This is a genomic window from Romboutsia lituseburensis (genome assembly GCF_024723825.1).
Taxonomy (GTDB): Bacteria; Bacillota; Clostridia; order Peptostreptococcales; family Peptostreptococcaceae; genus Romboutsia_F; species Romboutsia_F lituseburensis_A.
This window is the reverse complement of sequence record NZ_JANQBQ010000001.1, coordinates 332,921-344,871: the sequence shown is the minus strand read 5'-3', so window position 1 is coordinate 344,871 and position 11,951 is coordinate 332,921. Positions and strand designations below refer to the sequence as shown.

Here is an 11,951-nt window from a genome sequence, read left to right as displayed (position 1 = left end):
ATTTTTCATTAATACTATTTTTTTCCTTATACTGTTTATTTATACACTAAATTTATTTAATCTTTATTTAGATATTACTATTTTAACAGATTTAATTTTATATAATATATATATTTTTTCAATATTTTTATTTAACTAGATAAAACCATATTTATATTTTATAATTAAAATCTCCTATAACATTAGATAATGCTATAGGAGATCTAATACTATTTTTCATACCATTTTGAAATAACTTTTATGCTTTCCTTTGATGGATAAAAGTTTTTATCTTTACCTTTTTGTCCAACAGCAAACACCGAAAATCCATTTATAAAATCTTCATCTTCAAATACTATTTTATAAGCTTCAAAGCACCTTGTTTGCTCTTTATTGTTTACTATATCTGACACTAAACTGTCCCAAGGATGAGTTGCTGCATAGCTTCGTCTTGGAAATCCTAACTCGCCTAAAAATATAGGTTTTTGATATTTTTCATAAAAATTATGAATTTCTTTTACTATATTTTGTTGTCGATTATAAATTCTAGTCGATTTTAAACAATTTACCAATTCATCAACAGTATTTTCACTTTTCTCGCTTAATTCAAAGTATGCTCCAATAGATATAAAATCCACCTTGGAAAATAGTTTATTATTTAGTTTATTATTGTATCTATTTATACTTTCTTTATCCCATTTAGCAGTATACCACCATGCTGTTTTATAGGTAACTAATCCATTAAATTTTGATTTAACAAAATCTATTATTTCACACCACTCGTCTTCATAAACTTCTAGTTTACTCATATTTGAAGATACTACCATAATATCTATTTTATAGGGATTGGCTACATCTTCTATTAAACAATTTAAAATATTTTTCCAATCTAAAAAAAATTTATCTTTATCTAAAGGATTATATTCTGTTTCATAATCACTTCCATTGTTTATCCAAGGATAAGGCTCTAATACTATTTTTATTTTTTTATCTTCAAGCTTTTTTATTAATTTTATAGCTTTCTCTTTACTATATTCATCTATTATAATATCATTCGAGGTTAAACTTGGTATATTTATCACCACTGGAACATTAACTGTATTTACATTTAATTTTTTTATATCAATTAAAACTTGTTTAATTTCATAGTCTGTCGATAAATTAACAGATTTTATCTTCTCCTGAGAATGTTTTTCATTTAAATTTAACTTACTTATAGTAAATATCCCTAAAAGCAGTACTATTATTATAATTATTATTTTTTTATTCATTAGTACTCCTTTCTTCAATTTATTTTCTGTATTTTAATACTAAAAATGCTATAGATGTTATTAATGTTATAAATAAAAATATTGCTACTAATATAAATATTTTTGCTTCGCTACTTAAAGTTTTATGTGTATTTATACTTTCTTTAGTGTTTGGACTACTTTCTTTATAGCTTAAATCTTTTATATATCCATTTCTATCTATAATAACTGTATCCCCTTTAAGTTCTTTTGTAAGTCTTAGGTCACTTAAGTAAACTCTAACTAGGCTTAAATCTTTGGGATTTGTTGAAGATACAACCATAGTAGCCTTAGCCCTTTCATATGGCGATTCTATTAATTGTATTGATGCAATCTCTGATGCATATTTACCTACAAATTTTATATTATCATCTGATTCAAATCCACTGTAATCACTTTTAAATTTAAGATTTAAATTTTTATTTATGTCTTTTATTAGTTGATTATTTTTAGGTGTTCCAATTATAATTAAATTGCTTTTTTTATCTTCATTTTTTATTTCACTACTCTTTAAAACTGTGAAGTCTCCACTATTAATATTAACATCTCTACCTATATAGCTTATTATATTTGATATATTTGTTAAATCCTCTGAACTTGAGCTATCTGGTATTATAACTTTTAAGTCATCAAACTTATCATTATTTACAAAAGGATTTGGATAATTTTTAAAGTTTAAATTTTTATTATCTGCATATAAAAAATCTATAAAAGAATCATTTGATATATATGCCCAAGGATTATCTGTTTCTCTTGTTACACATGCTAAATCTAATAGTTCTAAGTTGAACACAACCTTAATTTGATAATAATTATAGTTGAAAATTTCCTTTGGAAGCTTTAACTCGATAGTGTCATTGTTACTTTTTTCTTTAGATAATTTCTTACTTCCTATTGGAATTTCATTTATATAAACAGTTGCTAAGCTTCTTTCAAAGTCTAAATTTTGTGCATATCTGATATTAAATTTAACTTTTGAACCATCTGTTACTATCTTGTTTTTTGGTATCTTTATATCTATTATTGTTTCTTGAGAAAAAGGTCCTTTTTCAATTATATTGTCATACCCTAAATCTTTTAAATAAACTCTATTAGAACTTAGTTTTTTATTTAAATCATCTACATCTGTATTCTCATTAATTATCATACTTTCAGTATTTAAATTTTTAATTAATTCATCACTGCTAATCAACCTACTTGCATTTTCTAGTAATCCATCTTTATTAGATATTATAATTATCATTTTCTTCTCTTTATTAAATATTGAATTGGCCTGTTTTATAATACAATTTTCATTTAACTTATTTTTTTCATCTTCTGTTAATAGATTTAATATTTCTTTTGAAGTATTATTTTCTTTTCCTATATAAATTATATTGTCATTTTTATTTTTAAAATCTGAGTATAAATTAAAATCAAATTTAAATGATTCATTTTTTAAGTTTTTACCAATATCAGAACTTAAAATCATACCTGATGTAAGTTCTGATGATGAGTAACTATCTGGTATTAATATTGTAGTATTTAACCTTGATCCATTATCTAAATTCATATATAAGTTATTATATTCACTTATTTGATTTGAAGCCTCTTTGTAATTATAATCAACACTGATATTTGACTCTTTATGTATAACTAACCAATTAGCTGTGTTTGAATCATCTCTACATACCATATCAGATATTGTTTTATAAGCTTTAATTTTTATTTCATTAAATCCTTCTTTAATTAAATCTTTAGGAATTTCAATAGCTGTTTCTTTTTTATATTCCTTTTTACCATCTAGTCTTTGAGAATGAATAGGTGTATCATTTATAAGTACTGTTATTGTTGAATAATCTATATCTAACAATTCACTTTTAGTAAATACTAAATTTAGTTTTGCATTTTCAACATTCCAGTTCTTTGATATGTTAAAAAACTTTCCTGTCGTACTTATAACTCCACTCATTTTTATATCATTTTCAAAACTATAATTTTTAACGTTTTTTTCATCTGCAAAAGAAGTCATACTACTCGTAATCGTTATTAGTATTGATAGTATTATAGTTATTAATCTCATATTATCTTCTCCCTAAAATCGTTCTGTTTTATACCATTTTGCTTCTCTTTTATGTATTGCATCTGAAAAATACCCAAACATTCCTTTTAGTGCCACAATTAACCACATTTGAGAATACGTAAAATACATAAGTGCAACAAGTAATATATTCTGTAAATCACCTTCTCCTTTTTCCATACTTAATGTAATGCTTACTTGTAGTATGAATAAAATATAAGATAATATCCAAATAACTAAAAAGTTAAATGGTATGTTTATTTCAACTATATTAAATAAGCTTAAAACAAATATTATATCTGATATTACTACTGATGTTAAAAATAAAAAATATACTGAGAAAAAATATAAAATATCAAATAAAACTCTATTTTGTTTTCCCTTAAATATATTTGTTATATATTTTACTAGTACATATATATTTCCCTTAACCCATCTTGTTCTTTGTTTTATCCAAACATTTATTGTTTCAGGTTCTTGCTCCCAAGTAACTGATTGCGGAATATATGTTATTCTCTGTCCTATTTTATAAATTCTAAAACTTATCTCGGTATCTTCTGCAATGGCTTTTGTATCCCATCCCCCTAATTTTTCAATTGTCGTTCTTCTAAGTACAAAATTAGTTCCGGGTATTGTGCAAAGGCCTAAAATCTGTCTTCTTCCAGCCTGAGCAATCCATTGAAAACTAAGAGTTTCTATATTTATAAATTTAGTTAATATATTTTTATACTTATTTCTAGTTCTAAACTTTCCTATTACTGCTCCTAAGCTATCATCTCTTACTATTGTTTGTATAAGATATCTTAAAGCTGTTTTTTGAGGAGTATTATCTGCATCATATATTGCAATAAATTCTCCTTTAGCTGATTGGTATCCAATATTTAAAGCATTAGATTTTCCTTTTCCTCCAGTTATATTATCTGTATTTATTATTGTAAAATTATATTTGGGATATCTAATTTTAATACTTTGTAAGATGTCTTTTGAATCATCCGAGGAATTATCATTTATAACTATAAGCTCCATTTTATCGATAGGATAGTCAAGTAATAGAAGAGACTCTACAGTTTTTCCTATAACTTTTCCTTCATTATGTGCTGGTACTAATATAGACACAAATGGGTAATATTCTAACTTTTCATCTTTAAAATTTAAATTTTTTAAATAATATACATATCCGCCTATAGCTAAGATTATATTTATAAGCAATATAGCCCATATTGAAACTAAAGAAAATAGGAAAAAATAATCCACTATTTTTAAATTTTCCATTTTTATCTCCTTGTAAATTTATTAGTGTTGATTTTTCTAAACACTATAAAAATTATGAAAAATATTACTAACACAAAAGACACAAATCCTATTATCATATCATTTATGTTTTTTATTGTAATTTCAAAGTTTGATTTCTTACTTTCTTTAGAAATAGACTTTGACTTATCATAATTTAAATATATATTTCCATTTTTAGACTTTATACTTATATCTTCTATTTTCACATAATTACTCTTAAATCTTAAATCTATAAATTCTATATTATTATCTTTTATATATTGTATTATTTCATCTAAATTATTAATTTTTACATTAGGTGAAATTGATAAACCTGCGCTGTATCCTCTAACTACAGATAATTTATCTAAATTTTCTTTTACCCTTTCTGTAGAAAATTCATCTTCACTATTTAAAATACCTAAATTTTCAGGTAAAAAAGTGTTGAACAAATCACTTTTATTTATCTTGTAAGGAAAAGAGCTTATAAAATAATTATCATTATTATTTTGGAAGTATCCTATAAATGTAGAAAAATATTTTTTTATTTCTATATATCCTTTGTTATCCATTGCACCACTAGGCGCTTCAAATGCTAGCGGATATATATTATTTTCTATACATATTCTTAATCCACGTAAAACTCTATCTTTTATATAGGATTTAATATCATTAGTTATTGGACTATCACTTTTTATATCCCAAAATTCATATTCATTATTTTGTTTGTCCTCTTTATATTTTGAATATCCATTTAAGACTACTACTCCACCTTGTTCTTGTATTTTCTGTAATACTTCTATAAATTCTAAATTTAAACCCTCTGTATTTTTATTTTTGCTATTTGTATAAGTTGGAGTCAGTGAAATTAAAAATGGAACTGACTGTGAATACAAATAGTTACTTATTTCACTTAGCGCTTTTATATCTGTATTTGGATTAACATTATTTATTTTTATAAAGATCTCATTATTTTTATTATTTTTAACTTCAAAAAAATCATTCAAAGAATCTTCAAATACAAAATTTTCGCCTAAATTATATTGTGATATATAATACAAGTTTTTTTCTCTTATTATATAAGGATATTCATTGTAACCATCCCCCATAGTTGAAAGTATTTCAGTACCTTTAGATGTACTCAATATGTTAAATTCATTTTTAGATTGTAATATCATTTTTTTATTTTTGTAAAATATAGCATTTATGTTTTCAATTTTTCCTTTATAGGATATAGAGTACTTTTTATTTTGTTCTAGTATGTTTTCTATTTTATTTCCTATCCAATATATATTTTTATCATAAATAGATATATCATATAAAAAATCTTCATTTGATATGTCATTTTTTATATTTATAACAAAAACAGAATCAAAATTATTTATATATTCTTTTTTATAATCTTCTAAGTTTATTTTTTCAACGCCTTCATTAAATACATATAAAAGTTCTTTCAAATGATTTACTTTATTTTCATTACTTGAAAAAGTTTTTTCATTTTCATATACTATTAAGGATTTTTTATTTGTGTTTGCATATGTAAAATAAGGTACATTAAAAAGAAATACTGCTATTATAAATATACTTACATAAAATTTCTTATACATCATATTGTAGTTCCTCTTCTGTAAGATATTTAAATTCCATAGATGTGTTTATTTCTTCTTTATACTGAAGTATAGCTATTTTTGTATCTATATTCACATATTTTTTTTCTTCATTTAACTTTAAATTTAAATTGTCTATTCCTGATTTGATTCTATCTTTTACAACTTGAGCTCCACTTATATCTGTAGTTGGCATTATTATTGCTAATGTATCATTTTCTATAGTATATCTTTCATCTTCGCTTCTAGTAGATTTTATAATAACATCACTTATTTCTTTAATTAATTTATTAGCTCTATTTTCTCCAACTATTTTTTTAATTTCTTTATAATATGGAAGCTTTATTAACATTAATGTGCATGGAGTTTTATGTCGTCTAGACTTACTAATCTCTCTATCTAAGTGCATATAAAATAATTTTATATTTCCAAGTCCAGTTTGCTCATCTATTGTCACTAAATCTTTATAACTTTCTCTTAAATTCATATTTATTTCTTGAAGTTTAACTATATGACGTTGCAATTTACCTGCTGTAAAAGTTACTATAGGTATTGATATCATCCATATATAGGATATAGTTTGAATATCTACATTTTTAATTAAATTGTTATAAAATATATAACTTCCATATATAAATGTAGCTATTGAACTTAATATAAGACCTACTATTAACCCTCCAGTATAAGTTATAATAACAGTAAAAAAAGTTATACATAACATTATAAAATCCAAAATATTTCTAGATTCACTTATATGTAGCATAAAGATTATTACAATAATAAATAGCTCTAGCATTAGTCCTAACACATACGCATCAATTTTTCTCGAGTTTTTATCCATTCATTTCACCTCAACTATTATATCAATTTTGACCACCAAATAATGAAGAACGCTTAAAACATAACATATCTGTCGTTTTTTTGTCAAAACTTGCGAACGTCATTTAATTTTATATTTTTTATCGATTAGAATTATGTTGTGAATATTTATATTTGCTTATTCTAATTAATACCATTATACATACATATTTAAAAATAAATTATTAAAATTACATTAATTAATTTATTTTTACATAATGCAGTTATTATATTATTGAGCTACTATTATGATAGTTCTCTGTTTATTATTTTTTATATTCGAAAATTTTTAGGAGGTTAACTACTATGAGACCTATGTATTTAGCTGTGATTCAAATGAACACTACTGAAGACAAACTTACTAACTTAAAAACTGCTACTAAATTTATAAATAAAGCATGTGAACAAAAAATTGATATGGTCATTCTTCCAGAAATGTTTAATTGTCCTTATAGTACATCTAATTTTCCAATTTATGCTGAACCTGAAAATGGTGATACATACAATTACCTTTCTGGTCTTGCCAAAAAACATAAAGTATATATAGTTGGAGGATCTATTCCTGAAAAAGATTTTAATGGTAATATATATAATACCTCTTATGTATTTGATAGAAAAGGTAAACAAATAGCAAAACATAGAAAAGTTCATTTGTTTGATGTACAAATTGAAGGTGGCCAATACTTTAAAGAATCAGACACTCTAAATGCAGGAAATAATGTTACTACATTTAATACTGAATTTGCTACATTCGGTCTTGCTATTTGCTATGATTTTAGATTCCCAGAACTTTCTCGTATGATGGTTAACAATGGTGCTAAGGCTATAATAGTTCCAGCCTCATTTAATCTAACTACAGGACCTGCTCATTGGGAAATTTTATTTAAGTCAAGAGCTATCGATAATCAAGTATATACTATAGGATGTTCTAGTAGTCGTGATTGCTCCGCTTCATATATTTCATATGGTAACTCTATAGCTGTATCACCGTGGGGAGAAATTATAAATAGAATGGATGAAAAAGAAGGGTATTTTATATGCAAATTAGATTTTTCTTATGTTGATAAAATAAGAAATGAACTTCCTCTTCTTAGTCACAGAAGGCTAGATTTATATAACCAAAATACTTAAAATTAAACAGTTAATATGTAACATTTTCGTAACCTAAAGTAACAAGTACGTAACTACTATATTGTTCTTTTCTATGATAATATTTAAGTATAGAAATAATAAATAAAATGCAATTATAAATATACATATTATCTAAGAAAAGTGAGGTTATTACTATGAAAAAGACAGCTTTAATATTATCAATACTAATCGGAGGATTAGCTTTTATAACACCTCTAGAAAAAGTAGTATTTGCACAAGAAAAAAATACTAAAAAAATAGAACAAGCAATAAACTTAACTCAAAATGATGCTAAAAAACTTTTAATAGACTTTAATAATAAAGTAGATTACATATACCAAGGAACTCATAACGATTTTAAATACTTACAAGAAAAAGGATTAAAAGGATTTGTATTTTTACCTGATGTAGAAACAGATATAGGATACTTTGTTGATGAAAATACATCTCATATATATGCATTCCATCCAAGTGGATACTTAGAATTAGAAAAGTAATATTTAAATAAAAAAGCCTAGAAATAAATTTTAAAATTAATAATTTATTTCTAGGCTTTATATGTATTTATTAAAATGCAATAAATATTATAATATGAAATTGATCAATGATATTATATATTTTGATACATATGATTTTTCATCAGTTGTATATATAAGATATTTTTTTAATTCATTCCATTTATCTTCATCATCAATATTTTTGTTATTTATCTTTTCTAACTCATCTATAATATTTATTAACTCATATTTCTTTTCTTTTAATATTTTACTATTATTTCGTATATTGTCTCTAGCATCATTAAATGTATTTATAGATATTTCTTTATTATAATTTTCTAAAACTTCTTCTTTATACTTAATTATATTTTCTTTTAAATCTATTAAGTCATTTTTAGTATATGACCAGACTTTATTATTCTCTGTAGAAATTGTATTAATTTTATCTTTATACTTATCAATTAACTCTTCTAGTGCTATAACTATTTCTAGATAACTATTTTCTATTAATACATCTTCGCATCTTTTAATGTCTTTATTTATATCTAGTATTTGATTATCCAATTTATTACCTCTTTCTTATTTCTAATTATTAATATATTTTACTATATATTATAAAATATATTAATAACTTATTTAAATAATAAAAACTATAGTCTTACAAGACTATAGTTTTTATTATTCATTAAGTTCACTTATATACTTAGCTAATTCATTTACTGCTAATTGCTCGTCTTCACCTTCTGCTTGAATTATTATAGTTTCCCCTTTACACACACCTAGACTAAATAATCCTAGTATACTCTTTGCACTTACTTGAGCACTTCCTTTTATTATTGTTATATTTGATTTATATTTTGAAGCTTTTCTTATAAGCATAGTAGCAGGTCTAGCGTGTAATCCAGATTCATTAACTATTGTTACTTCTTGTTTAACCATACTCAACATCTCCTTAAGACTATTATAATTATACAATATCTGAAAACGTTTTTATAGTCAATGAATTTATTATATTTTTTATATTACTTTTTTATTGTATTTTTTAAATGTACATTTTTATTATATTTTTCATAAATTGTTGTATACAGTTATAAACAATGCTATTCTATTAAAATAGCTATAAATTTCAAATAAAAAAGGGGGACTTTCATGACCAAAGATATGACTCATGGTAATCCAGTCAAACTGATTTTGTATTTTTCAATTCCACTTCTAATCGGGAACATATTTCAACAGTTTTATAGTATGGTTGATACCATAATAGTTGGGAGATTTTTAGGTGTAAAAGCACTTGCAGCCGTTGGTTCAACTGGATCTTTAACATTTTTAATCATAGGATTTGTTTTAGGATTAACTTCAGGCTTTTCTGTTTTAGTATCTCAAAGATTTGGAGCTAATGATGATGAAGGATTAAAAAAAGCAGTAGCTAGTGCTACTTTATTATCTATTATGATGGCAATTATAATAACTATTATAAGTTTATTTGCAGCAAAACCACTGCTTCACATAATGAATACTCCAGATGACATTATCGAAAGTGCTTATTCTTATATTTTCGTAATCTTCGCTGGAACCTTCGCTACATTTTTCTATAATATGATTTCAAGCATATTACGTGCTTTAGGTGATAGTAAAACACCTTTGTACTTCTTAATTGTGGCTTCTTTATTAAATATAGCACTAGATTTAGTATTTATCGTTAATTTTTCAATGGGTGTTGCAGGTGCAGCTTATGCCACTGTAATATCGCAAGGAGTATCAGGTTTATTATGTTTTATTTATATATCAAAAAAATTACCTATATTAAAGTTAGAAAAAAAACATTTTAAAGTTGAAGCTGAGTACATTAGTCAACATCTAAAAATAGCAATTCCTATGGCTTTACAATTTTCTATAACGGCAGTTGGAGCTGTTATTTTACAAAGCGCAGTTAATGCTTTTGGTTCAATAGTGGTCGCTGCTCATACAGCTGCTTCTAAAGTTGAACAACTTGCTATGCAACCAAGTGTTACATTCGGTGTTACTATGGCTACTTATTGCGCTCAAAACCTAGGTTCCGGCAATATTGATCGTATAAGGGAAGGTGTAAAAAAATGTACTATAATTAATATTATAATAGGCTTAGTAGGTGGAGTTATGCTAATTTTCTTCGGTGAACATTTTATAAAACTGTTTGTATCAGGTTCTGATCCAAATGTTATCTCTTATGCTAAGCAGTATTTATTTATTGTTGCATTCTTCTTTATACCACTTAGTTTAATATTTATATATAGAAATGCTTTGCAAGGTATGGGACACACTTTTATGCCTATGATGGCTGGTGTCGGAGAATTATTAGCAAGAACTATAGTTTCATTTACATTACCTAGTTTAATTGGATATGCAGGAATTTGCTTAGCAGGTCCTATGGCTTGGCTAGCTGCATCAATTCCTTTAATAATAGATTACTTAAAGAAAATGAATGATATGTCTCATCTTCCTGAGTATAGTTCTATATAATCATTTAGTAACATAGCACAAATAGAAAAAGACTATTTTCAATCTAAATTTAGATTAAAAATAGTCTTTTTCTATTTATTCATATTATTCACTTGTTCCTTTTTAACATTTTCAAGGTCTGCTAAAAATGCTTCTGCTTGATTATAATCTATATATAATAAGCAAGATATATCATCAGTTTTTTCACTTATTCTAGTTGCTACCCTTACATGATCTTCTAAATGTTTAGTGTCAAACTTATATATTAAATCTAAATGTTTTAATTCTCCATCCATGATAATATTTATATCATTTTGATGAATATATAACTCTACATTTCTTTCAGTTTCACTCATTGATATATTATTGAATTTAGTATATTTAAATGAATGACCATTGTAGTCAAATCTATTACTTTCTTTTAACTTTTCAAGTATAAGCTTAGCATCCTCTATTTTTTCTAAAAACTCATCTTCTTCATAAAAGTAATATTTAGAAAAATAATCTAATGTATATTTTCCCATAAATACCTCCTAAATATGTATTCAAATTTAGTATTTACAATAAGTAATATATATATTTACTTAATATAAAATCATCACATAAAAAAACGATTTGAAATAATATATTTCAAATCGTTTTTTTATTATGCTAATTCTAATGCAACTTCCATAATCTTAGTAAATGCTGTTTGTCTTTCTAATGCAGTTGTAACAACCCCTTCAAATGGTAAATCTAATATTGTCAATTTATTAACTTGGCTTAGAGACAGAGTTTGGCC

At 24.5% G+C, this 11,951-nt stretch carries 11 protein-coding genes; 3 read left to right on the top strand and 8 right to left on the bottom strand.

From position 1 onward, the window contains the following. Window positions 1-209 precede the first annotated feature (209 nt). From NWE74_RS01690 to NWE74_RS01670, 5 genes are read right to left on the bottom strand one after another with little or no spacing between them, the layout of a single operon-like run. Window positions 210-1,250 carry a glycoside hydrolase family 113 gene (locus NWE74_RS01690; protein WP_258241509.1) on the bottom strand — a complete coding sequence of 347 codons (1,041 nt, stop codon included), beginning with the start codon at window positions 1,248-1,250 and terminating at the stop codon, window positions 210-212. A 19-nt stretch (window positions 1,251-1,269) separates the two neighbouring features. Next, on the bottom strand, window positions 1,270-3,330 hold the full coding sequence (locus tag NWE74_RS01685) for a cellulose biosynthesis cyclic di-GMP-binding regulatory protein BcsB (protein WP_258241508.1): 2,061 nt from the start codon (window positions 3,328-3,330) through the stop codon (window positions 1,270-1,272). Window positions 3,331-3,342: 12 nt separating this feature from the next. After that, window positions 3,343-4,599 (bottom strand): glycosyltransferase, encoded by a 1,257-nt coding sequence (locus NWE74_RS01680; protein WP_258241507.1) that lies wholly within the window; start codon window positions 4,597-4,599, stop codon window positions 3,343-3,345. A 2-nt stretch (window positions 4,600-4,601) separates the two neighbouring features. Next, window positions 4,602-6,209: a DUF2334 domain-containing protein gene (locus NWE74_RS01675; RefSeq protein WP_258241506.1), complete on the bottom strand. Its 1,608-nt coding sequence runs from the start codon at window positions 6,207-6,209 to the stop codon at window positions 4,602-4,604. Continuing rightward, window positions 6,199-7,047, bottom strand: coding sequence for a GGDEF domain-containing protein (locus NWE74_RS01670; protein WP_258241505.1), 849 nt, complete (start codon window positions 7,045-7,047; stop codon window positions 6,199-6,201). Before NWE74_RS01670 ends, NWE74_RS01675 begins: the two co-directional genes overlap by 11 nt. Before the next feature lie 323 nt (window positions 7,048-7,370). On the opposite strand from NWE74_RS01670, the gene NWE74_RS01665 reads away from it, so the two are divergent. Together NWE74_RS01665 and NWE74_RS01660 are read left to right on the top strand one after the other, a co-directional pair. Then, window positions 7,371-8,195 carry a carbon-nitrogen hydrolase family protein gene (locus NWE74_RS01665; protein WP_258241504.1) on the top strand — a complete coding sequence of 275 codons (825 nt, stop codon included), beginning with the start codon at window positions 7,371-7,373 and terminating at the stop codon, window positions 8,193-8,195. A 155-nt stretch (window positions 8,196-8,350) separates the two neighbouring features. Continuing rightward, window positions 8,351-8,692, top strand: a complete 342-nt coding sequence (locus NWE74_RS01660; protein ID WP_258241503.1) for a hypothetical protein — start codon at window positions 8,351-8,353, stop codon at window positions 8,690-8,692. A gap of 87 nt (window positions 8,693-8,779) precedes the next feature. Here the strand turns inward: NWE74_RS01660 and NWE74_RS01655 are convergent, their stop codons facing one another. Next, complete coding sequence (locus NWE74_RS01655; protein ID WP_258241502.1) at window positions 8,780-9,256, bottom strand: hypothetical protein; 477 nt, start codon at window positions 9,254-9,256, stop codon at window positions 8,780-8,782. A 114-nt stretch (window positions 9,257-9,370) separates the two neighbouring features. After that, window positions 9,371-9,631 (bottom strand): HPr family phosphocarrier protein, encoded by a 261-nt coding sequence (locus NWE74_RS01650; protein WP_258241501.1) that lies wholly within the window; start codon window positions 9,629-9,631, stop codon window positions 9,371-9,373. Between the two features lie 210 nt (window positions 9,632-9,841). On the opposite strand from NWE74_RS01650, the gene NWE74_RS01645 reads away from it, so the two are divergent. Continuing rightward, a complete protein-coding gene (locus tag NWE74_RS01645) occupies window positions 9,842-11,191 on the top strand; it encodes an MATE family efflux transporter (protein WP_258241500.1) in 1,350 nt (449 codons plus the stop codon). A gap of 71 nt (window positions 11,192-11,262) precedes the next feature. On the opposite strand, the gene NWE74_RS01640 is transcribed toward NWE74_RS01645, so the two are convergent. Then, window positions 11,263-11,694 carry a hypothetical protein gene (locus NWE74_RS01640; RefSeq protein ID WP_258241499.1) on the bottom strand — a complete coding sequence of 144 codons (432 nt, stop codon included), beginning with the start codon at window positions 11,692-11,694 and terminating at the stop codon, window positions 11,263-11,265. Window positions 11,695-11,951 lie beyond the last annotated feature (257 nt).

Bases quoted from the DNA above. Each gene is read 5' to 3' on its own strand.
- NWE74_RS01690 (WP_258241509.1), bottom strand. From the start codon at position 1,250: ATGAATAAAAAAATAATAATTATAATAATAGTACTGCTTTTAGGGATA.
- NWE74_RS01685 (WP_258241508.1), bottom strand. From the start codon at position 3,330: ATGAGATTAATAACTATAATACTATCAATACTAATAACGATTACGAGT.
- NWE74_RS01680 (WP_258241507.1), bottom strand. From the start codon at position 4,599: ATGGAAAATTTAAAAATAGTGGATTATTTTTTCCTATTTTCTTTAGTT.
- NWE74_RS01675 (WP_258241506.1), bottom strand. From the start codon at position 6,209: ATGATGTATAAGAAATTTTATGTAAGTATATTTATAATAGCAGTATTT.
- NWE74_RS01670 (WP_258241505.1), bottom strand. From the start codon at position 7,047: ATGGATAAAAACTCGAGAAAAATTGATGCGTATGTGTTAGGACTAATG.
- NWE74_RS01665 (WP_258241504.1), top strand. From the start codon at position 7,371: ATGAGACCTATGTATTTAGCTGTGATTCAAATGAACACTACTGAAGAC.
- NWE74_RS01660 (WP_258241503.1), top strand. From the start codon at position 8,351: ATGAAAAAGACAGCTTTAATATTATCAATACTAATCGGAGGATTAGCT.
- NWE74_RS01650 (WP_258241501.1), bottom strand. From the start codon at position 9,631: ATGGTTAAACAAGAAGTAACAATAGTTAATGAATCTGGATTACACGCT.
- NWE74_RS01645 (WP_258241500.1), top strand. From the start codon at position 9,842: ATGACCAAAGATATGACTCATGGTAATCCAGTCAAACTGATTTTGTAT.
- NWE74_RS01640 (WP_258241499.1), bottom strand. From the start codon at position 11,694: ATGGGAAAATATACATTAGATTATTTTTCTAAATATTACTTTTATGAA.